The sequence below is a fragment of the Actinokineospora sp. NPDC004072 genome, assembly GCF_053604195.1.
Genome location: NZ_JBSGHB010000016.1, coordinates 37,574 through 60,677, shown reverse-complemented (window position 1 = coordinate 60,677; position 23,104 = coordinate 37,574). Strand labels below are relative to the sequence as shown.

At 72.5% G+C, this 23,104-nt stretch carries 26 protein-coding genes; 5 read left to right on the top strand and 21 right to left on the bottom strand.

Annotation, left to right across the window (positions count from 1 at the left end; all coding sequences use genetic code 11):
* Window positions 1–35: 35 nt before the first annotated feature.
* Window positions 36–380, top strand: a complete 345-nt coding sequence (locus ACWEPX_RS23900) for an ArsC/Spx/MgsR family protein (protein ID WP_451899451.1) — start codon at window positions 36–38, stop codon at window positions 378–380.
* Here the strand turns inward: ACWEPX_RS23900 and ACWEPX_RS23895 are convergent.
* Genes ACWEPX_RS23895 through ACWEPX_RS23880 form a run of 4 tightly spaced genes read right to left on the bottom strand, consistent with a single transcriptional unit; the run spans window position 377 to window position 2,626 of the window.
* Window positions 377–985 (bottom strand): MarC family protein, encoded by a 609-nt coding sequence (locus ACWEPX_RS23895; RefSeq protein WP_451899450.1) that lies wholly within the window; start codon window positions 983–985, stop codon window positions 377–379. The genes ACWEPX_RS23900 and ACWEPX_RS23895 overlap by 4 nt on opposite strands.
* Window positions 985–1,845 (bottom strand): PHP domain-containing protein, encoded by an 861-nt coding sequence (locus ACWEPX_RS23890; protein ID WP_451899449.1) that lies wholly within the window; start codon window positions 1,843–1,845, stop codon window positions 985–987. The genes ACWEPX_RS23895 and ACWEPX_RS23890 overlap by 1 nt, the downstream gene beginning before the upstream one ends.
* Window positions 1,846–1,875: 30 nt before the next feature.
* The gene (locus tag ACWEPX_RS23885; protein WP_451899448.1) at window positions 1,876–2,445 is read right to left on the bottom strand and encodes a PH domain-containing protein; all 570 of its coding nucleotides are present in this window, start codon (window positions 2,443–2,445) and stop codon (window positions 1,876–1,878) included.
* A 19-nt stretch (window positions 2,446–2,464) separates the two neighbouring features.
* Window positions 2,465–2,626 carry a hypothetical protein gene (locus tag ACWEPX_RS23880; RefSeq protein ID WP_189208286.1) on the bottom strand — a complete coding sequence of 54 codons (162 nt, stop codon included), beginning with the start codon at window positions 2,624–2,626 and terminating at the stop codon, window positions 2,465–2,467.
* Between the two features lie 166 nt (window positions 2,627–2,792).
* On the opposite strand from ACWEPX_RS23880, the gene ACWEPX_RS23875 reads away from it, so the two are divergent.
* Window positions 2,793–3,194 (top strand): NUDIX hydrolase, encoded by a 402-nt coding sequence (locus ACWEPX_RS23875; protein WP_451899531.1) that lies wholly within the window; start codon window positions 2,793–2,795, stop codon window positions 3,192–3,194.
* A gap of 5 nt (window positions 3,195–3,199) precedes the next feature.
* On the opposite strand, the gene ACWEPX_RS23870 is transcribed toward ACWEPX_RS23875, so the two are convergent.
* Both ACWEPX_RS23870 and ACWEPX_RS23865 read right to left on the bottom strand, forming a co-directional pair.
* Entirely contained in the window at window positions 3,200–4,315 is a 1,116-nt protein-coding gene (locus ACWEPX_RS23870; protein ID WP_451899447.1) for a DUF2332 domain-containing protein, read from the bottom strand.
* A gap of 38 nt (window positions 4,316–4,353) precedes the next feature.
* Window positions 4,354–4,860, bottom strand: a complete 507-nt coding sequence (locus ACWEPX_RS23865) for a MaoC family dehydratase (RefSeq protein WP_451899446.1) — start codon at window positions 4,858–4,860, stop codon at window positions 4,354–4,356.
* Window positions 4,861–5,215: 355 nt separating this feature from the next.
* Here ACWEPX_RS23865 and ACWEPX_RS23860 point away from each other — a divergent pair, with 355 nt between their 5' ends.
* Window positions 5,216–6,301, top strand: a complete 1,086-nt coding sequence (locus ACWEPX_RS23860; RefSeq protein ID WP_451899445.1) for a magnesium and cobalt transport protein CorA — start codon at window positions 5,216–5,218, stop codon at window positions 6,299–6,301.
* Between the two features lie 128 nt (window positions 6,302–6,429).
* On the opposite strand, the gene ACWEPX_RS23855 is transcribed toward ACWEPX_RS23860, so the two are convergent.
* From ACWEPX_RS23855 to ACWEPX_RS23830, 6 genes are all read right to left on the bottom strand, one after another.
* Entirely contained in the window at window positions 6,430–7,251 is an 822-nt protein-coding gene (locus tag ACWEPX_RS23855) for an ESX secretion-associated protein EspG (RefSeq protein ID WP_451899444.1), read from the bottom strand.
* A complete protein-coding gene (locus ACWEPX_RS23850; RefSeq protein WP_451899443.1) occupies window positions 7,251–7,589 on the bottom strand; it encodes a hypothetical protein in 339 nt (112 codons plus the stop codon). Before ACWEPX_RS23850 ends, ACWEPX_RS23855 begins: the two co-directional genes overlap by 1 nt.
* Window positions 7,590–7,600: 11 nt before the next feature.
* On the bottom strand, window positions 7,601–8,875 hold the full coding sequence (locus ACWEPX_RS23845) for a hypothetical protein (RefSeq protein WP_451899442.1): 1,275 nt from the start codon (window positions 8,873–8,875) through the stop codon (window positions 7,601–7,603).
* Window positions 8,876–8,942: 67 nt separating this feature from the next.
* On the bottom strand, window positions 8,943–9,719 hold the full coding sequence (locus ACWEPX_RS23840; RefSeq protein WP_451899441.1) for an ESX secretion-associated protein EspG: 777 nt from the start codon (window positions 9,717–9,719) through the stop codon (window positions 8,943–8,945).
* Entirely contained in the window at window positions 9,719–9,973 is a 255-nt protein-coding gene (locus ACWEPX_RS23835) for a hypothetical protein (RefSeq protein WP_451899440.1), read from the bottom strand. The genes ACWEPX_RS23840 and ACWEPX_RS23835 overlap by 1 nt, the downstream gene beginning before the upstream one ends.
* 2,351 nt (window positions 9,974–12,324) lie before the next feature.
* Window positions 12,325–13,416: a WXG100 family type VII secretion target gene (locus tag ACWEPX_RS23830; protein WP_451899439.1), complete on the bottom strand. Its 1,092-nt coding sequence runs from the start codon at window positions 13,414–13,416 to the stop codon at window positions 12,325–12,327.
* Between the two features lie 149 nt (window positions 13,417–13,565).
* Between ACWEPX_RS23830 and ACWEPX_RS23825 the strand changes: the two genes are divergently transcribed.
* Entirely contained in the window at window positions 13,566–14,237 is a 672-nt protein-coding gene (locus tag ACWEPX_RS23825) for a metallophosphoesterase family protein (RefSeq protein WP_451899438.1), read from the top strand.
* Window positions 14,227–15,090: a chromosome partitioning protein ParB gene (locus ACWEPX_RS23820; protein ID WP_451899437.1), complete on the top strand. Its 864-nt coding sequence runs from the start codon at window positions 14,227–14,229 to the stop codon at window positions 15,088–15,090. The genes ACWEPX_RS23825 and ACWEPX_RS23820 overlap by 11 nt, the downstream gene beginning before the upstream one ends.
* 43 nt (window positions 15,091–15,133) lie before the next feature.
* Here ACWEPX_RS23820 and ACWEPX_RS23815 read toward each other — a convergent pair whose 3' ends face one another.
* From ACWEPX_RS23815 to ACWEPX_RS23775, 9 genes are all read right to left on the bottom strand, one after another.
* Complete coding sequence (locus tag ACWEPX_RS23815; RefSeq protein WP_451899436.1) at window positions 15,134–15,478, bottom strand: peptidase inhibitor family I36 protein; 345 nt, start codon at window positions 15,476–15,478, stop codon at window positions 15,134–15,136.
* 98 nt (window positions 15,479–15,576) lie between these two features.
* Window positions 15,577–16,758, bottom strand: a complete 1,182-nt coding sequence (locus tag ACWEPX_RS23810; RefSeq protein WP_451899435.1) for an ABC transporter ATP-binding protein — start codon at window positions 16,756–16,758, stop codon at window positions 15,577–15,579.
* A gap of 3 nt (window positions 16,759–16,761) precedes the next feature.
* Entirely contained in the window at window positions 16,762–17,592 is an 831-nt protein-coding gene (locus tag ACWEPX_RS23805) for a carbohydrate ABC transporter permease (protein ID WP_451899434.1), read from the bottom strand.
* A complete protein-coding gene (locus tag ACWEPX_RS23800) occupies window positions 17,592–18,536 on the bottom strand; it encodes a carbohydrate ABC transporter permease (protein ID WP_451899433.1) in 945 nt (314 codons plus the stop codon). The genes ACWEPX_RS23805 and ACWEPX_RS23800 overlap by 1 nt, the downstream gene beginning before the upstream one ends.
* Window positions 18,533–19,789 carry an ABC transporter substrate-binding protein gene (locus ACWEPX_RS23795; RefSeq protein WP_451899432.1) on the bottom strand — a complete coding sequence of 419 codons (1,257 nt, stop codon included), beginning with the start codon at window positions 19,787–19,789 and terminating at the stop codon, window positions 18,533–18,535. The genes ACWEPX_RS23800 and ACWEPX_RS23795 overlap by 4 nt, the downstream gene beginning before the upstream one ends.
* Before the next feature lie 139 nt (window positions 19,790–19,928).
* The gene (locus ACWEPX_RS23790) at window positions 19,929–20,435 is read right to left on the bottom strand and encodes a general stress protein (RefSeq protein ID WP_451899431.1); all 507 of its coding nucleotides are present in this window, start codon (window positions 20,433–20,435) and stop codon (window positions 19,929–19,931) included.
* Between the two features lie 48 nt (window positions 20,436–20,483).
* Window positions 20,484–21,266 (bottom strand): hypothetical protein, encoded by a 783-nt coding sequence (locus tag ACWEPX_RS23785; protein WP_451899430.1) that lies wholly within the window; start codon window positions 21,264–21,266, stop codon window positions 20,484–20,486.
* On the bottom strand, window positions 21,263–21,832 hold the full coding sequence (locus ACWEPX_RS23780; RefSeq protein WP_451899429.1) for an RNA polymerase sigma factor: 570 nt from the start codon (window positions 21,830–21,832) through the stop codon (window positions 21,263–21,265). Before ACWEPX_RS23780 ends, ACWEPX_RS23785 begins: the two co-directional genes overlap by 4 nt.
* Window positions 21,833–21,867: 35 nt before the next feature.
* A complete protein-coding gene (locus ACWEPX_RS23775; protein ID WP_451899428.1) occupies window positions 21,868–23,064 on the bottom strand; it encodes an acyl-CoA dehydrogenase family protein in 1,197 nt (398 codons plus the stop codon).
* Window positions 23,065–23,104: the final 40 nt, after the last annotated feature.

Here is a 23,104-nt window from a genome sequence, read left to right as displayed (position 1 = left end):
CCGACACGATCCGCGCGGGCGTGCACAATTGCACCGTGGAGATCTGGCACAACCCCCGCTGCTCGAAGTCGCGCACCGCCAAGGCCGCGCTCGACACCGCGGCGCCCGGGTACACCGAACGCCGCTACCTCGACGACCCGCCCACCGAGGCCGAGCTGGACGAGGTGCTCACCAAGCTGGGCCGCCAGCCGTGGGAGATCACCCGGCTCAAGGAGCCCCGGGCCAAGGAGCTGGACCTGGCGAACCTGCCGCGCGAGCGCGCCGCGTGGATCGCCGTGCTGGCGGCCAACCCGGTGCTGATCGAGCGCCCGATCATCATCACCGACGACGGCCGCGCGGTGCTCGCCCGCAGCCAGGACGCCATCGACGAGGTGCTCTAGCCCGCCATGAAGCCGCGGACGGCGTCCGCGACCAGCTGCACGGCGATCGCGGCGAGCAGCAGACCGGCGATCTTGGCCAGCAGGGTGATCCCGCTGTCCTTGATGAACCGGATGACCGCCCCGGAGTAGCGCAGGCACAGCCACAGGAACAGGTGCACGGCCACGATCGCCGCGGCCAGCGCCAGGTACGAGCCGACGTGCCCGCCCGCCTGGCGGACGAACACGATCGTCGCCGCGATGGCGCCCGGCCCGGCCAGCAGCGGGGTGCCCAGCGGGACCAGCGCGACGTTGACGTCCTCGGCGATCTCCGGCTCGGTCGAGCCGCGCCCGGTGAGCAGGTCCAGCGCGATCAGCAGCAGGAGCAGCCCGCCCGCGCCCTGCAGCGCCGGGATGCCGATGCCCAGGTAGCGCAGGATCACCTCGCCGCCGACGGCGAACAGGCTGATCACCAGGAACGAGACCAGCACCGCCTGGCGGGCGGCGGCGAGCCGGGTCTGCTTGGACTTGCGCCCGGTGAGGCTCAGGAACACCGGGATGGTGCCCGGCGGGTCCATGATCACCAGCAGGGTGATCGTGGCCTCGGTGAACAGCGCGACGTCGAACATCAGCCCACCAGGATCTCCGCCCCCGTGGCCCGCTCGCCGATCGCGGCGAGCATGTCGGGGTGGGTGGTCTCCGCGCCGATGGCGGTGGTCTTGTTGGTGCCGTGGTAGTCGCTGGAGCCGGTGACCAGCAGGCCGTGCCGGTCGGCCAGCGCGCGCAGCCGGGCCCGGGCGTCGGCGTCGTGGTCGGGGTGGTCGACCTCCACCCCGTCGAGCCCGGCGCCCGCGAGGTCGGCGACCACGTCGGCGGTGATCGTGGGGCCGCGGCGGTGGGCGAAGCCGTGGGCCAGCACCGACACCCCGCCCGCGGCCTTCACCAGGTCGATCGCGTCGACCACGGGTGTCTTGTGGCTGGGCACGTAGTAGTGGTTGCGGCCGTGCAGCAGGGTGGCGAACGCCTCGGTCACCGAGCCGACCACGCCCGCGCGCACCAGCGCCTGCGCCAGGTGCGGGCGCCCGGCCGGGACGTCGGGGTCCAGCTCGCCCAGCAGGGCGTCGGCGTCGACGGGGTAGCCGTCGGCGGCCATCCGCCCGGCCATCCGGTGCAGCCGGACGCGGCGCTCGGCCCGGATGCGGGCGTGCTCGGCGGCCATCGCCTCGGAGTCCGGGTCGAACAGGTAGGCCAGCAGGTGCACGGTGCAGTGCCCGCCCCGGCCGTCCTCGGACACGCAGGTCAGCTCCGCACCGCGGACCAGGGCCAGCCCCGGCGGCAGCGCGGCCGCGGCAGCGGCCCAGCCCGCGGTGGTGTCGTGGTCGGTGATCGCCACCGCGTCCAGCCCGGCCCGCGCGGCCGCCGCGACCAGCCCGGCCGGGCTGTCGGTGCCGTCGGATGCCGTCGAGTGGCAGTGGAGGTCGATCCGCACCTGTCCAGTGTGGCGGATGGGCCAGGTCACCTAGACCTTGCCCGCCGCCTTCCGCTTCCCCCGCGCGATCCGCTGGGCCTTGATCATCGAGAACCGCTCGGCCTGGGCCTTCTTGTCGCCGAAGGTCAGCTCCGAGATGGCGTCGTAGACCTGCTCGGGCCTGGGCAGGTAGTCGATGCGGTTGAGCGCCTGGATCTGGCCCGCGGACTCCACCACCATCGTGCCGTAGCCGAGCATGCGGCCCACCCAGCTGCGCTCGAAGGTCAGGTCGGTGACCTTGCTGATGGGCATCATCAGCACCCGGATGGTGAACACGCCGGTGGTCATCATGAACCGCTTGTCGGTGACCACGATGCGCTCGACCCACCACTCGATGACCTGGTAGGTGAAGCGCAGCAGCACCGCGAGCGCGACGTACCACAGCACGTTCTGCACGACCCAGGCGTTGGGCGGCAGCACGTACGAGATCATCACGCAGGCCGCGAGCAGCGCGACCGCCTCGAACACCTGCCAGGTGAGGTAGGCCCAATGCCTGCGCACCCGGATGACCCGACGCTCGGAGTCGAGCAGGTACTCGTCTGGATCCCGGGGCGCGAACATGGTTCGACGCTACCCGGTGTCAGCTGAAAACAGTACGGACGAAGGTGATGATCGCTTCCGCGCCCTCGCGGAGGGTGGTGATGATGGAGTTGACGATTCCCGCGGACGCGACCGGTTGGGTGACCAAGAAGAACACCAGCAACGCGGCCCCGGTCAAGATGAGAACCTTCTTGACGTCCACTGCGATCTACCCCGCTCCCTGACGCACCTGAGACATGGCGCTGTTGAAAACCGTTGTACCGCACTCCGCTGACTGGCGGGAGTCCAGTCCCCGGGATAGGTCAACGCGCAGGGTGATCTTGGAGTTGCGGCTACGCTCAGTGCTCGTGGACCCAGGCGGAAAACCGATCATCCGATGCGTCGGAGCGGTCGTGCACGACGCTGCCGGACGGCTGCTGCTCATCCGCCGAGCCCGCCCGCCGGGTGCCGGATTGTGGTCTCTACCTGGGGGGAAGGTGGATCCCGGCGAGTCCGACGCCGAGGCGGTCCGGCGCGAGGTGCGCGAGGAGACCGGCTTGGAGGTCGCGGTCGGGGCGTTCGTCGGCCGGGTCGAGCGGCCTGCGCCCTCCGGGGTGTTCGACATCCACGACTACGCCTGCGTGGTGACAGGCGGTGATCTGCGGGCGGGCGACGACGCGGCAGCCGCCGTTTGGGTGGATCTTGCGACGTTCACCACAATGCGAACTTCCGGCGAACTGGTGGACGAACTCGCCGAGACCCTGGACGGCTGGGGCGCCTTGCCCCGTTGAGGCAGCTAGGGCAGCCAGGTGAGGCGTTCGCCGTGCAGCGCGGTGCGGGCCAGGACGGCGGTTTTCGGACTCCCGGTTTCCCACGTGGTGAGAGCCAGTAGTCCGAATGCCGCAGTTCCCGGCGCCGGCGCCAAATCCCCCCGATCGGGCACGAGCAGAGAAAGTGCCGCCGGATATGCCTCATGGCTGAGCCACCACGCGGGCCTGCGCGCGGCGAGTTCGCCAACGGCATTGATGAACAATGCTCGCTTTTCTTCCGGGAGATAGGGCAGCACGTTCGAGGTCAGCACGACCAGCGGGACGTCATCGGGCACCCGGGCGGCGGCGAGGGCCAGGTCGTCCACCGCGTCGCCAGCGACCACCGGCGGCGGGTCCTTGCGCAGCAGGGTGATCGCCGTGGTCAGCAGCCGCTGCCGCTCCGGCTGGTCGGCCCACACGCACGCCTCCAGCCAGGCCACCGCGTCCTCGTCGTCGAGGTCGACCGGGCTGCGGTCGAGGCCGACGCGGGCGGCGACGGCCAGCTTCTTCGGCAGCAGCGGCAGGGCCGCCCCCGGGGCCAGCTCCAGCGCGCAGTGCAGCCCGACGGTCGTCTTGGCGGGCCCGGCGACGACCTGCCCGGACTGCTCGGTCTGGTAGCGGTAGGCGTAGCGGTCGACGCCGAGCAGCAGGCCCGCGCTGCACCCGACCTCCAGCAGCCCGATCGGGCCCATCGCCTGCTTGGCCGCCAGCGCGAGCGCCGGGTAGAGCAGCGCGGCGCGGCGCACCTCGTTGGTCTGCGTGGTCCGGGTGGCGACCAGGGCGCGGACAGCCTCGGCGTGGTCGAGGACGAACGCGCGGAACAGCGGCCAGGTGCCGCCGTCGAGGCCGTAGGTCCCGCCCATCGACGGGTAGTAGTTGACCAGCTCGTGGAACGGGTTGGCCTGCAGCACCCGGTGCGCGGCGGCCAGCAGCAGCGTGGGCCGGGCCTGCTCGGGCGGGGCCGCGGCCAGCAGCGCGGCGACGTCCGGGTCGTCGGCGGCCCGCCCGGCCAGGTGGGCGTAGAGCGGGGACTCGCCCGCGGCCTCGGTGTCGGCGAAGGCGCGCAGCCTGCGCCGGATCTCGTCGAGTTGTGCGGTCGCCACGCCCGGGAACGCTAGCCCACCGGACGTGGCGGAGACCACTAGCGGGGCTTGGGCTCCGGCCTGCCGGGCTGCTCGCCGCCCCGCGCCTCGCCGTAGGAGCGCTTGGGGACCATGACCTTGCGCCGGAAGACGCACACCACGGTGCCGTCCTGCTTGTACCCGCGCGTCTCGACGTGGACCACGCCGCGATCGTCCTTGGACTTCGAGGGGGTCTTGCCCAGCACCTCGGTCTCGCCGTAGATGGTGTCGCCGTGGAAGGTCGGCGCGATGTGGCGCAGCGACTCGACCTCCAGGTTGGCGATGGCCTTGCCGGAGACGTCGGGCACCGACATGCCCAGCAGCAGCGAGTAGATGTAGTTGCCCACCACCACGTTCTTGCCGAAGTCGGTGGTGCTCTCCGCGTAGTGGGCGTCCATGTGCAGCGGGTGGTGGTTCATGGTGATCAGGCAGAACAGGTGGTCGTCGTACTCGGTCACCGTCTTGCCCGGCCAGTGCTTGTAGACCGCGCCGACTTCGAACTCCTCGTAGTACCGCCCGAACTGCACAGGTCCTCCACTAAGTGACTGGCGAGTAGCACACTTCTACGGCCCGCCCCGGCGGCCCGCAACCGCTGTGTGAGGGAGTCCACCGAACCTGCCCACGGCCACCCGGTCGGTGCGGGTATCCTCGTGCGGGGCGATCACACCGCCCGCCACCGGCTCCGAGGAGGTGAGGACGCATGGGCGACAAGCCAGGTCATGAAACCGCGACCGGATGCAGTAGTCCCCGCGTCCTTACCGGGGAAGCCGCCGCTCGCTAGCGCTTCCACGTCAACCGGCTAGGACGCTCCGCCACCGGAGCGGCCCGCGCGCCCTCCGGTCCCGTCGCGTCCCGCCGCGACGTGTTCCCTGGAGCTTCGCGATGCCCTCCATCCCATCGCTGGGCGGCCGCAAGGGCCGTGCCAACCGCGCAGCCGACCGGGTCGTGCCCCCGCTGCCGGTGCCGCTGTCCGCCTACGTCGTCGACTGCGGCGTCTACGTCGACGGAACCCGCCTGCCCGGGCGCTGGACGCACACCGAGGCCGTCGCCGAGGTGCGCGCCCGCGGCGAGGGCTTCGTCTGGATCGGCCTGCACGAGCCCGACGAGCGCCAGATCCAGGGCGTCGCCGAGACCTTCGGCCTGCACGAGCTGGCCGTGGAGGACGCGGTGCACGCCCACCAGCGGCCGAAGCTGGAGCGCTACGACGAGAACCTGTTCATGGTCCTGAAAACCGTGCGCTACGTGGAGCACGAGTCGCCGACCACGGCCAACGAGATCGTGGAGTCCGGCGAGATCATGGTGTTCCTCGGCAAGGACCACGTGGTGACCGTCCGGCACGGCAAGCACTCCGGGCTGCACGGCCTGCGCGCGGAGCTGGAGGCCGCGCCGGAGCGGCTGCGCGGCGGCCCGGCCGCGGTCCTGCACGCGATCTCCGACCAGATCGTCGACAGCTACCTGGCGGTGAGCGCGGCGATCCAGACCGACATCGACGTCATCGAGCGCGCGGTGTTCGCCCCGCGCAGCCCGGTGAGCGCCGAGCAGATCTACCTGATGAAGCGGGAGATCCTGGAGCTGCGGCACGCGGTGATGCCGCTGGCCGGTCCGCTGCGGCGGCTGGCCGAGGGCTGCTCGGCGCTGGTGCCCGAGGACGTGCGGTCCTACTTCCGCGACGTCGACGACCACCTGACGACCGTCACCGAGCGGGTGACCGCCTTCGACGAGCTGCTGACCACGCTGGTCAACGCGACGCTGGCGAAGATCACCCTCCAGCAGAACGCCGACATGCGCAAGATAACCTCGTGGGCGGCGATCATCGCCGTGCCGACGATGGTGGTCGGCGTCTACGGCATGAACTTCGACTACATGCCGGAAACCAAGTGGCGCTACGGCTATCCCCTGGTGATGGTCGCGATCCTGCTCGTCTGCTTCGTGCTCTACCGGATCTTCCGCAAGAACCGGTGGCTGTAGCCCCGCACCCGCACACCCCCGATGGGAGGTCTCCCCGTGGCCCGGTTGTTGTCCAATATCAAGTTCTGGCTGCTGGCCAGCGTCTGCACCTGGATCACGGTGGTGACCGTGCTGATCGCCCAGGCGCCCTAGCGGATCCGCGCGGCCAGCGCGCGCAGCTGCGCCCGCAGCTCCTGCGGCGACAGCGGATTGACGCTCATCCAGTCCGCGTCGTCGTCGGCGGCGAGGCGGTAGCGCCCGCGCGGGGTGTCCAGCCAGGTCAGCTCGGTCCCCACCCGCCGCCACTGGTCCTCGGTCTCGTCGCGGCGCGCCACGCCCGCCTGCCCGCTGCCGGTGGTGGGGGTCAGCGCGGCGACCATCCGGCCTGCCACGCGGTCGGTGATCCCGTGCGCGCGCAGGAGTTCGTCGATCTCGCTCGCGGTCATCGGCTCCGGATCGCCGCCGTCCTCGGGCATCCGGGCGACCATCGCGTCGAAGGCGCCGCGAACAGCCTTCCTGGGCAAGGTGAACGGCGTGGTCACCGGGGTCTCCGCGCGCGGGATGAGCCGGGCCAGCCCGGCGACCGCATCGTCCACTGTGGTCGGCAGCATGCGCACCATGCCGAACTGGTCTGCCGAGTCCTGGCTGACGACCAGGGCGTCCTCGCGGGCGGCCAGCACCGCGACCGAGCGGGTGCCCTCCGCGGTGGTGACGACCATGTCCAGCACGCCGGAGCAGGCCCGCAGCAGGTAGACGAACTCCTCGGCCACGTCGAGCGGCCCGCGCTCGTCGGCCAGGCCGCGCTCGCGCATCCGCTCGGCGGCCTCGCGGTAGAGCAGGGCGCGCTCGACCTCGGACTCGCCGGTGGCGGGCACCTCGATCGGGAACGGCGCGTCGACCTCGGCGAAGGTGCAGAGCAGGTCGACCTCGACCGGGTGCAGCGCCGTGCCCGCGCGGTCCACCAGCTCCATCACGTGAAGCGGAAGCGGTCGGCGGCGTTCTCGTCGCTGCCCTGGTAGCCCTGCGCGCTCTTCTCCGCGCTGGCCACGAACTCCTCCATGTGCCGCAGGGCGGTCTCCAGCTGGCCGCGCAGGCCGTTCTCGCCGGAGAGCCGGTCGGTGAACTTGGCCGAGAGCTCCTCGCCGACCGGGCTGGTGCCCAGCATCGGCTCCAGGCCGGGGCTGGCCAGCGCGGCCACGTCGGCCAGGATCGCGTCGAGGTCGCGGCGCACGTCCTCGACCGCGGCGGCGAACTCGCGCACCTGGTCGGGGTCGACCTGCCACCCGCCGCTGGCGTTGTCCACGTACATCCCGGGTCCTCCTACAGGCCGATGACCGGCGGTGCCGCCCGCAAGTCGTGCGGGGTGAACGGGTCCTCCTCCAGCGGCACGCGCCTGCGGTGCTCGCCGTCCTCCTCCTTGCGGCCCCCGGCCGGGTTGGCCCCGTAGCCGGAGCCGAAGCCGGTGCCCCGGCCGAAGCGGCCCCCGGCGCCGCGCTGGCGGTCGCCGATCGCGCCGCCGCGGCCCATGCCGCCCATGCCCGCCGCGCCGCGGCCGGCGCCCATCGCACCGCGGGCGCCCGCACCCGCCCCCATGCCGACGCCGCGGGCCCCGCCCGCGCCGGGCAGGCCGCCGAAGCCGAGCGGGGTGCTGCCCGCGCCGCCGAGGCCGCCGGGGTTGGCGCCCGCGCCCGGGCCCTGGCCGAAGCCGGTCAGCGACTGCCAGCGCCGCTCCCAGCCGGTGTCGAAGCCGGGCGCGAGGCTCGGCGCGGTGCCGATGTCCGGGATGGGCATGGGCGGGGGCACCTTGGGGCCCGGGCCCAGGACCGGGGGCTGGCTGCCGCTGGGCGGCGGCACCCCCGGGCCGGGGACGCCCGTGCTCGGCGGGCGGGGGTTGCTGGGGTCCGCGCCCGGGTCGATGCCGCGGGTGGGGTCGTTGAACTGCGGGGTGGTGCCGTCGATGCCCAGCAGCGCGGTCTCGTAGCGGCGCATGGTCTGCACGGCCTTGCGCTTCATCTTCTTCTTGTTGCTGCCGAAGCCGAACGCGCTGGCGATCCCGCCGATCGCGGCCCCGAACGCCGCGCCGACGGGCCCGCCGACCGCGAAGCCCGCCGCGGCCCCGCCGCCGACCGTGGCGTACCACGGGCTGCTGGGCGAGCCGCCGGGCATCGTGCTCTGCGCCGAGCGCAGCGCGCCGCCCGCGTCCTGGATGGGGTCGGCCATGCGGGCGGCCGTCGAGGCCGTCTCGGCCAGCCAGGCGCAGTTGCGCAGGACGGCGGCGTTGGCGTTCTCGGCCGCGGCGCCGGACCAGAACTGGAGCAGCCGCTGCAGCGAGCGGCTGAGGTCGGTCGCGCCGTCGCTGATCCGCTGCCCGTGCCGCGCCCACTCGTCGGCGAGCATGTCGAGCTGGTTGGCGTTGGCCTTCTGGGCGACCATGCGCTGCAGGGACTTGAGGCTGTAGCCGTCCCAGTGCACGCCGCCGGTCACCCAGCGGTCCTCCGCCCCGCGGCGGGACCGCCGGTCCTGCTCGGCCACCGCGGCGGCGCGCTGCGCGGCCGCCTGGAAGCGCTGGACGAGCTGCTCGACACTGCCGATCATGCCCGGCTCCCTCGACACTCGGTTCCGACCGTCACGGTAGCGGATGCCCCCGACGGTCCGGGATGCTTCACCACAGTTCTTCCGCCAGCGCGCGGACCTGCGCCCGCAGCTCGTCGGGCCCCAGCGGGTTGACGCTCATCCACGGCCCGTCGCCGAGCCGGAACCGCCCGCGCGCGGTGTCCAGCCAGCGCAGCTCCTCGCCCGCCCTGGTCCAGCCGGTGCCGCGGCGGACGGCGACGCCCGCCTGGCCGTTGCCCAGCACGGGCTGCAGGTGGGTGACCATCCGCCGGGCGGTCTGGTCGTCGAGGCCGTGCGCGGCCCGCAGCCGGTCGAGGTCGTCGGGCCCGAGCGGGCGCGGGGCGGCGACGATGGCCTGGTGCACCCTGTCTAGCGCGGCGCGGGGGACGCTGAACGGCGCGGCCATGGGCGCGGGGTGGGCGGGCACGTGCCGCAGCAGCCCGTCCACCGCGTCGCGGACCGGCAGCGCGAGCAGCTGCACGGCCCCATTGGTCTGGTCCATCGCCTGCTCGACCAGCACGGCCTCGTCGCGCTGCGCGAGCACCACCGCCCCGGCCGCCTTGCCCCGCCGCGTCACCACGAGGTCCAGCGCCCCCGACCCGTGCCGCAGCAGGTGCACGAAGTCGGCCGCGACCCCGCGCGGCCCGTCCGGCCCCGCGAGCCCCCGCTTGTCCAGCCGCGCCCGGGCCTGCGCGAACCCGGCCCGCCGCTCCTCCTCCGTCTCCCCCCGCGACCGGATCCGCATCGGGAAGGGCGCGGCGACCCCGGCGAAGGTGCAGAGGAGATCGACCTCCTCCGGGTGCAGCACGGCGATCCGCTTGTCCATCAGCCCCGACCCGTTTGCCGCAAGGCCGCCTCCGCAGCCGCATCCGCCTCGGTGTAGGAGTCGCGGACCGCCTCGGCGCTGTTGATGAACTCATCCATCCGCCGCACGGCCTCGGCCAGCAGCGTCCGCAACCCGGCCTGGCTGTTCAACCGATCATCGAACTTCTGCGCGAGCTGCTTCCCCACCGGACTGGTCCCGAGCTTGGGCGTGTAGGCATCCCCTTGCATCTGGCTGACCAAGGTCTGCACGGTCACCAATCCAGTCCGCGCCGAGGCGACGGCGGCGGCGAACTCGTGCAGCTGGTCGAGGTCGACATCCCACTTCCCGCGGGACTCCCCCGCCCCTTCCCCTTGCCCAGCCTTGCCCTGCCCGCCTGCCCCACCTTTCCAATCGCCGCCCCCAGATCCAGCCGACCCACCGGAACCAGCCGACCCCCCACCGGAGCCACCTGACCCACCAGAGCCGGCCGACCCTCCACCAGAACCAGCCGACCCACCGGAGCCGGCCGACCCACCGCCAGCCCCACCACCGGCCGAGCCTCCAGCCCCACCACCCCATCCACCGGACCCGCTACCCCACCCGGAGCCGCCGCCCCAGCCGGAGCCACCCCCCGACTCACCAGACCCGCCACCCCACCCACCGGACCCCCCGACCGCTCCCCCGGGAACCCCAACCACACCTCCAGCGGACTCCTCAGAGCCCCCCGCCGAGCCACCGCCCCCAGCCCCACCACTCGACCCACCGGGCCCCCCAACCGACCCACCGGGCTCCCCCACCGACCCGCCAGGCCCACCAGCCGACCCACCGGGCTCCCCAACTGAGCCACCAGACCCACCAGCGGACCCGCCAGGCCCTCCATCCGACCCACCAGGCTTACCAGCCGACCCGCCAGCGTCCCCAGCCGAGCCGCCAGGCCCACCAACCGACCCGCCAGCGTCCCCAGCCGGACCGCCATCAGCCCCGCCAGCGGAACCGCCACCGCCCGCAGCGCCACCAGATCCACCAGCGTTCCCACCCGACCCGGAGGAGCCATCGCCCCCACCGGTCGAGTGCCCGGGCTCCCCTGCCGATCCATCGGGACCGCCACTCACCCCACCCGGCGCCCCAGAGGGGTCGCCGGTGGAGGTGTCGGGACCGCCCGGCGCGCTGCCGGGGTTGGCAGAACCGTCGAGGGCGGATGGGTCGGGTTGCGCGGACTGGTCCGGTGGGGCTGCCGGTCCGGGGTCGCCGGGGAGGTCGTCGCCGATGGGGTTCAAGGTTTCGCCGATGCCTGGGGACGGCGGACCGCCCACCGGGGGTTCGCCGCCTGGCTGGCCAGTTCCGTCGCCGGGAGTCGGAGACTCCACACCGGACGGCGCTCCTGATCCTCCGGGCGGGGGACTACCAGCCGGGGCAGGCGGTTCGACCGTCGGCTGCATGGCGGGGGCGCCAGCGGGCACGCCAGGTGCGGTCGGGGGCACGGCACCGGGGTGGACGCCCGCAGGCGCAGCGGGCCCAGCCGACGGCGGGCCAGCTGCAGGCTGGGGCGCCGGGTTGCCCGGCCCCCCAGGCGTTGCGCCACCCTGCTGCCCGCCGTTCGCCACCCACGGCGGAAGCGGCCCAGCCTCAGCAGCCCGCGCCGCGTTTGCGGCACCCGCCATCCCAGCGGCATCAGACGCACTGCTCGCCACGGTCCCCGGCCACGAAGCAGGCACAGTCCCGCCCACCGGCGCAGCAGGCGCGAGCCCACCACCCCCAGCCCCCGGCCACGCACCAGGAGTACCAACCCCAGCAGCACCCGGCTGCGGAGCCGCACCGGCCCCAGCCCCCGGCATGGCCCCTGGCCAAGCAGCGGAAGCAGGCACCCCGCCACCCCCGGACCGCGAAGCAGCCGCGCCACCCGAAGCAGCCGCGCCACCCGGAGCAGCCGCGCCACCCGGAGCAGCCACACCAGCCGAAGCAGCAGTCCCAGCACTCAGCCCAGTCACACCAGGACCACCGGGCCGCACAGCGGACGCACCGCCACTCAGGACGGCAGGCCCGGAGGCCGGGTGGGGCAGTCCAGCCGCGCCTGGCTCACCGGTGATCGGAGCAGCAGGCCATGAAGCGGGGCTGACGAGTCCGGCTGCACCAAGGTGCGGAGCGGGCTCGCCCGGTATGGGTGGGGTTGGCTGCTGCCAGGGGGCGGGGGGTGCGGTCGAGGGTGCGGTCGAGGGTGCGGCTGGGGGCCAGGCGGCGCCGGGAGTGACGGCCGCCGCAAGATCCGGCCAAGGGGCGTTCGCACCCGGCTGGCCTGCGGAGGGTCCGCTTTCGGCGGCCGGGTGGGCAGTGGGGCTGCCAGTTGGGCGGGTCAGGGCGACAGTCGTGTCAGCGGAGTGGGGCAAGGCGACGGTGGTGTCGGTGGGGGGCCAGGTGGGGGTGATGGTGCTGTCGGGGGCGGGGGGTGGGGTGAAGGGGGGTGCGGGGGTGGGGGTGGCGGCCTGGGCTGCGGTGGCGGCGCCTGGCTGGGTGGGGAGGGGGAAGGCGTGGGTGCTGAAGGGGGCGGCCTGGGAGGGGGTGGGCCACGCGGGGAGCGTGGGCTCGGTGCGGGGGGTGTCAGCGGCGGTGTTGTCGTGCATCTGTCCCCCTAGAGGCCAATCACAGGCGGTGACGCCTTCTGGTCGTTCGCGAATGGGTTCTCTGCGTCGTACGGGTAGCGCCTGCGGTGTTCGGCGGAGTCGTTGGCTGCGCCTGCGCCCATGCCTGCGCCCATCGGCATGCCGCCCATGCCTGCGCCCGCGCCGGTGCCGCTGGCGGCGATGGCGCCTGCGGCCGGGGCCGCGGGGCGGTTGCCGGGGTTGAAGGTCTCGGTGAGGCCCACTGCGGGGCCGCCTGCCAGGGGCTGGCGGGGTTGGCCCGGTTGGGGGCTCTCGGTGATGCCGGTCGCGCCGCCGGTGAACGCGGGGGCGCCGCCGCCTGTCGGGGTGGGGCGGTAGGCCGGGTCCTCGCCGCCCGTCGCCGAGGAGGTGGTGCCGCCCGTGGTCAGCTCCTCCCAGCGCTGCTCGTCGGTGGGCTTGGGGCGCTCGGGTGGGGCCGTCGGGGGTGGGGTCGGCACGTTGGGCTCGCGGGGTGCGAAGGGGCCGGGGCCGGTCGGCTCGCTGAAGGCGGGGGTGGCCTCGTCGATGCCGATGGCCGCGCCCTCGAAGCGGCGCATCGCCTCGACGGCCATCTCCTTGAGGCGGGCCTGCTCGGCCTCGGCGGCGAAGGCGCTCTCCGCGCCGGTCGCGGTGCCGGAGATGGCCGCGCCCAGGGGGCCGCCGTTGGTCAGGCCGGCGTCCGCGCCCTCCACGGAGCGGGCGGGCGGGACCAGGGGGTCGGCCGGGAGGTCGGGCATCGCGTCCTGGACGGCCTTGAGCGCGCCCGCGGCCTCCTGGATCGGGTCGCCGATCTGGTGGGCGGTCTCGCCGAGGTCGCCGAGCCAGGCGGCGTTGGCGGCCACGGCCTCGCGGGCCTCCTGGGCCGCGTAGCCCGACCAGAACGCCATCAGCTGCTCCAGCGCGCCCCCCAGCACGGTGGCAGCGGCCGTGACCTCGTTGCCCGCCTGCCGCCAGTCATCGGCCAGCTGTTCGAGCTGGGCCGGGCTGGCGTGGTCGGAGACCATCGCGATCAGCGCCTCCAACGTGTACGACTCCCAGTTCACCCCTCCGACGACGTACCTGTCGCCGCTTCCCGCGCCCATCGCCCGATCTCCCCTCGATGGCGGCAGACGATCGCTTTCGACGATCACGCTAGCCGGTCCGACGCGCGGACGGCATCAACCGTTCCCCGCCGAACTACACCTCGTTCCACCGGCCCGCATCGATACGCCACCCGTCGTACGCTCGGCTGGTGCCCAAGGTGCTCGCCGTCTCCGACGAGGTGGTCGACCAGCTCTGGACCGACCAGGTGCGCCGCCACCAGGTCGACCTCGTGCTGGCCGCGGGCGACCTGCCGTTCGACTACCTCGAATTCCTCATGGACGCCCTCGACCGCCCGTGCGTGTTCGTGCCCGGCAACCACGACGCCGACCTCACCGGCTACGACCGCTCCGGCGGCGGCCTGTGGACCCGCGACGGCCTGCCCGTCGAGTGGCCCGGCCCGGCTGGCGCGGTCAACGCCGACGTGCGGGTCGCCGACGTCGCGGGCCTGCGCATCGCCGGGCTCGGCGGGTCCATCCGGTACAACCGCGGGCCGAACCAGTGGACCGAGCGCGAGATGGCCCGGCGGGCGCGCAGGCTGCGCCGCCGCGCGGCCCTGCGCAGGCTGCGCGACGGCCGGGGCGTGGACGTGCTGCTCACCCACTCCCCGCCCCGCGGCGTCGGCGACCGGGAGGACCCGGCCCACCGCGGCTTCGCCAGCCTGCTCACGACCGTCCGCAAGCTGCGTCCCCGCTACCTGGTGCACGGCCACATCCACCCGCACGGCGAGCCCGTGCCCGACCGGGACATCGGCGGGACGCGGGTGATCAACACCGTCGGCTACCGCATCCTCGACATCCCGGAGGCCACCGATGCCGCGTGACACGGGCTTCCCGCACGCCGACGCGGAGAACGACTTCCTGCGCATGCGCAGGCGCCAGGTGCTCTCCCGCCTCGGCGCGTGGCTGCGCCGCGAGCCGGACGACGTCAACATCATGCTGCCGTTCGACGAGGTGGTCGCCGCCCTGGGCCGGGTGGGCGAGCGCCGGTTGGGGCTGCGGACCATCGAGCTGGACTCGATCGTGGGCAGCGTCGACCGCACCAGCGACTTCGACCGCCGGTTCCGGCCCACCTCCGGCCGGGCCCGCCAGCGCTGGGAGCGGCTGGCGCTGGCCCAGCGCCGCGGCGAGGCCGTCCCGCCGATCTCGGTCTACCGGGTCGGCGACCTGCACTTCGTCATCGACGGCCACCACCGGGTGTCGGTGGCGCACGCGATGAACCTGCGCACGATCGACGCCTACGTCACCGAGATCATCACCCGCCTCTCCGCGGAGGGGATCCGCCGCCGGGGCGACCTCATCGTCAAGGACTACCGGCGGCTGTTCCTGGAGCGCGTCCCGCTGCCGGAGGAGGCCCGCGACCGGATCCGCCTGCCGGACCCCTGGGAGTACTCCGAGCTGAGCGAGGCCGTCGAAGCCTGGGGCTTCCGGCTGATGCAGGACGAGCAGACCTTCCTCGACCGCACCACCGTCGCGCGCCGGTGGTACGAGGAGGAGTTCGTCCCGGTGGTCACGATGGTCCGCCAGGCCGGTCTGATCGACACCCAGACCGAGGCCGAGGCCTACCTCTGGGTCATCGCCGAGCGCTACCGCCTCATCCGCTCCCACCGCTGGGACGACGAGGTCTTCACCGCGCTCCGCCAGCACCCGCGCCAGCCCCGCCGCATCGGCCTCTGACCCCGCGAGGGCGAGACCACCCGCAGTTGCCGGGGAACCCCGGTCAGTGCGACCAGATCTGCACCCCCCGGACGACGAACGGCGCCGAGGGCACGTACGTCCCGCCGCCCGGATAGGTGTCGAACTCGCCCTCGGTGGCGCATTCGAGGCTCTGGTACACCGACACCGGCCGGTTCAGCCGGTTGATGAACGAGTGGGCCATCACCCCGATCGGCACGCACTCGGCGAGGTTCGTATCCGCCAGCGTCAAGCGGATCATCGTGCCGCGGAAGGACGTGTCCGACCACAGGCACAGCTCACCGCGGCTGCAATCCACGGCAGCGGACGCAGGCGTCGTCAACGACGCCAAGGCCACGACGGACAGCACGGCGAGGGCGAAAGCACGCATGGAAACCTCCTGGAATCCCGGGGCGCCCCGCCGGTCGGGGCGCCTCCGGGTCCAGGTTCGCGCATCCGGCGGCTCAGCCGCAGAAGTTGTCCACAGGCTCAACCGGAGTACGTGAGGTTGCGCCCGTTGGCCGGGTCGAACAGGTGGATCTTGTCGGCGTCGTACCAGATCCGGGCGGGGGAACCCTCCTTGGCCTGCGACGACGCCGACAGCCGGGTGATGATCTGCGTCCCCTCCGCGCTCAGGTCCGACGCGCCCGCGTCCGCGGCCAGCTCCTCCAGCTCCGCCGACGTCGCCATCTCCCCCTCCAGGGTGAAGTAGGCGAACTTGTCCGACCCCATCGACTCCAGCACGTCCACCGTCGACTCGAACGCCGCGCCGCCTGCCATCGCCGACTCGTCCAGCAGGGCCGCGTCCTCGAAGTGCTCGGGCCGCAGGCCCATGATGACCTCGCGGGGCGCGTTGGCGTCCTCCACGAGGGTGCGGATGCGGTCGGTCAGCTGGAAGGAGCCCAGCGGGCTGGACACCCCGCCGTTCTCCAGGCGCGCGGGCACGAAGTTCATCGACGGCGACCCGATGAACCCGGCCACGAACAGGTTCACCGGCTGCTCGTAGAGGAACTGCGGCGACCCGATCTGCTGCACCAGCCCGCCGCGCATCACCACGACGCGGTCGCCGAGGGTCATCGCCTCGGTCTGGTCGTGGGTGACGTACACCGTGGTCGTGCCCAGCCGCTTCTGGATCTTCGACACCGACGTGCGCATCTGCACCCGCAGCTTGGCGTCCAGGTTCGACAGCGGCTCGTCCATCAGGAACGCCTTGGGGTTGCGCACGATCGCGCGCCCCATCGCCACCCGCTGGCGCTGGCCGCCGGAGAGGTTCGACGGCCGCCGGTCCAGGTGCTGGGTCAGGTCGAGGATGCGGGCGGCCTCGTCGACCTTCGCCCGCACCGTCTTGTCGTCCACCTTCGCCAGCCGCAGCGGGAAGGCCATGTTCTCCCGCACGGTCATGTGCGGGTAGAGCGCGTAGGACTGGAACACCATTGCGATGTCGCGGTCCTTGGGCGCCTTCTCGTTGACCCGCTCGCCGTCGATGCGCAGCTCGCCGGAGGTGATGTCCTCCAGCCCGGCGATCATGTTGAGCGTGGTCGACTTCCCGCAGCCGGACGGCCCGACGAGGATGATGAACTCGCCGTCGGCGATCGTGATATCCACATCGGACACCGCCAGGGCCCCGTCCGGGTACCGCTTGCTCACCTTGTCCAGAACGATCTCAGCCATGTCTCAGCCCTTCACGGCGCCCGACGTCAGCCCCGCGACGATGCGGCGCTGGAAGAACAGCACGAACACGATGATCGGGATGGTGATCACCACGGCGGCCGCGGAGATCGTCCCGGTCGGGTCCTCGAACTGCGACGACCCGGTGAAGAACGACAGCGCCGCGGGCACGGTCCGCGACGCCTCGGTCGAAGTGAGCGAGATCGCGAACAGGAAGTCGTTCCAGCAGAAGATGAACACCAGGATCGCCGTGGTGAACACCCCCGGTGCGGCCAGCGGCGCGATCACCCGGCGGAACGCCTGCGCAGGCGTCGCGCCGTCCATCTTCGCCGCCTTCTCCAGCTCCCACGGGATCTCCCGGAAGAACGCCGAGAGGGTGTAGATCGCCAGCGGCAGGGCGAAGGTGATGTAGGGCAGGATCAGCCCCGGCCAGGTGTCGAACAGCCCGAGCGAGCGCTCCATCTCGAACAGCGGCGACACCAGCGACACCTGCGGGAACATGGCGATCAGCAGCGACACCCCGACCAGCGCCCGCTTGCCGGGGAAGTCCAGCCGGGCCACCGCGTAGGCCGCCATCGTGCCCAGCACGACCGCGATCAGCGTGGAGATCAGGGCGATGCCGATGGAGTTGGCCAGCGCCCGGAGGAACGTGGTCGTGCTGAAGATGTCGGCGTAGTTCTGCAGCGTCCACTCGCGCGGGATGAAGTTGCCGTCGGTCAGCGTGGCGGGCGTCTTGAACGACAGCGACACGATCCACAGCACCGGCACCAGCGCGTAGATGACGACGACGAGGTCGAGCAGCGCCCACCGGGCCTTGGTCCCGGTCGTGATGGCCATCAGCGCCGCCCCCCGTTGTCGCTGCCGGGCGCGGCGGTGCCGAACACCTTCACGAAGATGAACGCGATCAGCGCCACCGCGAGGAAGATGAGCACCGACATCGTGGAGCCGATGCCCAGGTTGAGCCCTCTGATGAGGTTGTTGTAGGTGATCATGGAGACCGACGAGGTCTCCTGCGCGCCCGCGGTCAGCACGAAGATGTTGTCGAAGATGCGGAAGGCGTCCAGCGTGCGGAACAGCAGCGCGACCAGGATCGCGGGCTTCATGACCGGCAGCATGACCTTGGTGAAGCGCTGCCAGGCCGTCGCCCCGTCCATCGACGCCGCCTTGAGCAGGTCCTCCGGCACCAGCGCCAGGCCCGCCATGAGCAGCAGCGCCATGAACGGCACGGTCTTCCAGACCTCGGCCAGGATGATGATCGACAGCGCGGGCACCCGCTCGGTCAGCAGGGCCGAGTCGGGGGCGACGAGCTGGGCGAGGTAGCCGGTGTCCTGGGTCCAGGCGTAGCGCCAGGAGAACGCGGCGACGACGGTCACGATGCCGTACGGGATCAGCGCGACCGTGCGCACCAGGCCGCGGGCGACCAGGGTCCGGTGCATGATCAGCGCCAGCGCCATGCCCAGGACTAGCTCGATGACCACCGAGATGACGGTGATCAGGGTGGTGACCCAGAAGGCGTTCCACCAGTAGCCGTTGGACAGCACGGTGACGTAGTTGTCGAACCCGATGAACTGGCGCTGGTCCGGGAACCGCAGGTCGTAGCGCTGGAGCGACAGCCAGACGGAGTAGGCGATGGGGTAGCCGGTCACCGCGACCATGACCAGGGCGGCGGGCGCGCACAGCAGCCAGCCGAGCTTGCGCTCGGCCCGCTTGCCCTCGCTCACCCTCGCCTTGGGCTTCGGTTCGGCGGGCCGGGTGGATTCCGGGGCGACCGCGCTGCTCACGGCATGACCCCCTTCGAGTCGATGGCGTCCTGCACCTCGGAGCGCAGCCGCTCGGCCGTGCGCGGCGGGTCGATGTCCCGGGGCGGGGAGAGGATGGTGGAGATCAGCGTCGAGACGTTCTGGTAGGCCGGGGTCAGCGGCCGCACCGCCGCCTTCTTCAGCTCGGCGAGGATCGTGTCGCGCATCGGGTACGCCTCGGCCATCTCCGGCTCGGCGTAGACGGACTCGATCGTCGGCGGCACGCCGGAGTTGATCGCGGAGTACTTCTGGCTCTCCGCGCTGCGCAGGCACTTGGCCACCTCGAACGCCTCGGCCTTGTGCTCGGAGTAGGCGCTGACGGCCAGGTTGAACCCGCCGATGGTGGCCGTGCCGGTGTTGGCCGGGTCGATGGCCGGGTACGGCGCCCAGCGCAGGGTCCTGGTCAGGTCCGGGTTGGCCTCGGTCATCGCGGCGTAGACGTAGGGCCAGTTGATCTGGAAGGCGGCGTCGCCGTTCTGGAAGACCAGGCGGATGTCGTCCTCCTGGGCGTTGGACAGCGACGGGCTCGCCACCGGGGACACCGCGAGGTCGCGCAGCGCTTCCAGCGCGGCGACCGCGCCGTCGTCGACCACCGCGCGCGTGCTGTCCTCGGACAGGATCCGCCCGCCCGCGCCCGCGACGAGGGTGTTGAACTGCACGACCAGGCCCTCGTACTGGGCGCCGGTCATCAGCACGGTGCTCGGCTTGCCCTGGGCGCGCAGGCCCTCGGCCATCTCCAGCATCTCCGCCCACGAGCGGGGCGGGCGCGGGGTGAGGTCCTCGCGGTACCAGAGCAGCTGGACGTTGGTGTTCTTCGGCGCGGAGTAGAGCTTGCCGTCCCACCGCGCCGTCTCCAGTGGACCTTCGAGGGTCCCCGCCTCGACCTCGGCCTTGTCGGCGCCGGTCCACTCCTCGATCCAGCCCGCCTCGGCGAACTCGGCCACCCAGGTCACGTCCAGGCCGAGGACGTCCATGTCGGAGTCGCCCGCGGCCAGCCTGCGGACCATCTGCTCGCGCTGGGCGTCGGCGGTGCGCGGGAGGACGTTGAACGCGATCGCGTAGCGCCCGCCCGCCTCCTCCTGGCAGCGGGCGACGACCTGGTCGAAGTTCTGCTCGGTGGAGTAGTACACGTTGATCGTCATCGGGCCGCCATCGGACCCGCATGCGGCCGTGGCCGCCAGCACCGCGGAGGCCAGCACCGCGGGGAGGCGACGGCGGCCGGGGGGATGCTTCATTTCGCCCTGCCTCCTTCCGACGGACACGTCGGGGGAAGCGCGCACCGCGACGTGCCGCCGGTGCACCCGGGGGGCCCGCGCGCACCGGTCACCCGAACCTAAGTCCGGTGATCAGCACCCGCAATTCGACCCGGGCGCGCTAGCTGGGGCGCATGGCCAGCTTGGCGAGCAGATCGCGCCCGCGCTCGGCGTTGCGCGGCTGGGCCAGCACGTCGTAGCGGCCCGCGACGAGCTGGGTTGCGGAGGCGAAGTCGCGGCTGCGCGTGCTGGCGTACCCGACGGCGGCGAAGACCAGGCCGAACACCACACCGGCGGCCAGGCCGACCAGGATCGGGGCGAAGGAGGCCTGCTGGGTGCTGAACAGGCCCAGCAGCAGGCCGACGAACAGCCCGAACCAGGCCCCCGACAGCGCCCCGGTGCCCAGCACCTTCGGCCAGCTCAACCGCCCGATCACCCGTTCGACCAGCATCACGTCGACGCCGACGATGGTGACCTCCTCGACCGGGAACTCATTGCCAGCCAGGTGCTCCACGGCGCGGTGGGCCTCCTGGTAGGTGGCGTAGGACCCGATCGGCCACCCCGTGGGCGGCGTCGGGACCTTGGGCAGGCCCTGGTTGCGGCCAGAGCCGGAGAACGCACCGGTCATGCCACCATAGTGCCAAGTAGCCCTGACCGGTGCGAACCCGATACCGGCCTACGTGATGACCGCGCCCACCTCGGCGCCGTTGGCGTCGTAGGCGGTGACCCGCACGTCGGCCTTCGCAGGTGACTTCCAGTCGGTCCCGTGCAGGAACCGGACCAGGTAGGTGCCGTTGGCGACGGTGGCGTCCGCGGTGCGCCCGTCGCAGGTGACGGTCACGCGCACGACCCGGTCGTCGAAGATCCGGCCCGCCACCACCTGCGAGCCCCGCAAGCCCAGCACCCGCTCCCCCGGGCTGGAGGTGGCCAGGTCGAGGGTCACCGGTCCGGGGTCGGGGTCGACCTGCTGGCCGAAGACGGTGAACCCGCCGGTGTAGTGGCCGTTCGGCTCGACGGAGCACTGGACCATGCGGCCGGCGCCGACGATCAGGACCAGACGCCCCGCCTCGTCGTCGAGCAGGTTGCGCAGCCGGATGGTCTCGGCGGTGTCGCTGCTCTCGGGGGTGGGCGGGGTGCTGGACTCGTAGTTCGTGATCAGGGCGCAGCCGCGCTCCATCTCCTCCACCATCCGCGAGGACACCCCGGGGAACCCCGAGGACGGGCCGGTCACCGTCGGAGCCGCCGTGGTGGCGACCCCGGGGCTCGCGGCGGGGTCGATGGGCGCCGTGCCCTCGCGGGGCACGAGCCACACCGCCACCGCGGCGGCCGCGGCCAGCCCGGTGGCCAGGGGGGCGATCCAGCGCCGCCGGGGCGGGCCGTCCACCGCGCGGACGATCTCGGCGCGGATGCGGGCCTGCCGGTGCGGCGGCAGGTCGCGGGGTGGGGGCAGCTCGATCATGCGGTCTCCTCGGTGGCGAGTGCGGCGACGGCCGATGCCGCGAGCAGGTCGGCCAGCCGGGTCCTGGCCTTGCTCACCCGCGCCCGGACGCTGGCCTCCGCTATCCCCAGGACCGCGGCGGCGTCCGCGTAGGACACCTCCGACCACAGGCACAGCGCGACGGCTTCGCGTTGGGCTCGGGGGAGTTTGGCGACCGCGGCGATGACCTCGGCCATGCGGCGCTGGTCGTCGATGCGGCCTGCCACGTCGTCGGCGTGGTCGGGGGTCGGGGGGTCGGCGGGGACGCGGGTGGCGAGGCGGAGCCTGCGGGCGAGCGAGCGGCGGTCGGCGCGCACGACGTTGGTGGCCGCGGCCAGCAGCCACGGCAGCAGCGAGTCGCGCTGGAGGACCACCTGGTCGCGCTTGCGCCAGGCCAGCAGGAACGTGCTCTGCGTGTGGTCCTCGGCCGCCGCCCACGAGGCGGTCAGCCGGAAGCAGTGGTTGTAGACCGCCTTCGCGTGCCGGTCGAACAGCACGGCGAAGGCGGCGCCGCTCCCGGCCGCCCACAGCTCGCTATCGGTCGTCATACCCGGTTGTGCCCGCCGGGGCCCCGGGTGTTGCCTCAGCCGCGCGACCGGTACTCCCGCAGCAGGCCGCGGGAGATGATCGTCTTCTGGATCTCGCTGGTGCCCTCGCCGATGAGCAGGAACGGGGCCTCGCGCATCAGCCGCTCGATCTCGTACTCCTTGGAGTAGCCGTAGCCGCCGTGGATGCGGAAGGACTCCTGGGTGACCTCGGCGCAGTACTCCGACGCGATCAGCTTGGCCATGCCCGCCTCGACGTCGTTGCGCTGGCCGGAGTCCTTCAGCCGGGCCGCGTTGACCATCATCAGGTGGGCGGCCTCGACCTTGGTCGCCATCTCGGCGAGCTTGAAGGCCACCGCCTGGTGCTCGGCGATCGGCTTGCCGAAGGTGCGCCGCTGCTGGGCGTAGTCCACGGCCAGCTCGAAGGCGCGGATGGCGATGCCGCACGCCCGCGCGGCCACGTTGACCCGGCCGACCTCCACGCCGTCCATCATGTGCGCGAAGCCCTTGCCCGGGGCGCCGCCGAGGATCTTGTCCGCGCCGATCCGGTAGCCGTCGAAGACCGCCTCGGTGGTGTCGACGCCCTTGTAGCCCATCTTGTCGATCTTGCCGGGGATGGTCAGGCCGGGGGCGACCTCGCCGAAGCCCTCGGGCTTGTCCACCAGGAAGGTGGTCAGGTTCTGGTGGGCCTTGGGCGCGCCCTCGTCGGTCTTGACCAGCAGGGCGATGAGGTTGGACGAGCCGCCGTTGGTCAGCCACATCTTGGCCCCGTCGACGACGTAGCCCTCGCCGTCGCGGCGGGCGCGGGTCTTGATCGCGGCGACGTCGGAGCCCAGGTCGGGCTCGGACATGGAGAAGGAGCCGCGGATCTCGCCGGTGGCCATCTTGGGCAGGTAGTGCGCCTTCTGCTCGTCGGTGCCGTGCTGCTTGAGCATGTGCGCGACGATGAAGTGGGTGTTGATGACCCCGGAGACGCTCATCCAGCCGCGGGCGATCTGCTCCACGACCAGCGCGTAGGTCAGCAGGGACTCGCCGAGGCCGCCGTACTCCTCGGGGATGGTCAGGCCGAACAGCCCCATCTCCCGCATGCCCGCGACGATGTCCGCCGGGTACTCGTCGGCGTGCTCCAGCGCCTGCGCGTGCGGGATGATCTCCTTGTCGACGAAGTCCTTGACCGTCGCCAGGATCTCCTGCTGGACGTCGGTGAGACCGGCGGTCTGGGCGAGGCGGGCCATGCGGGCTCCCTATGAGACGGGCCGAGGTTACCCGGCAGTA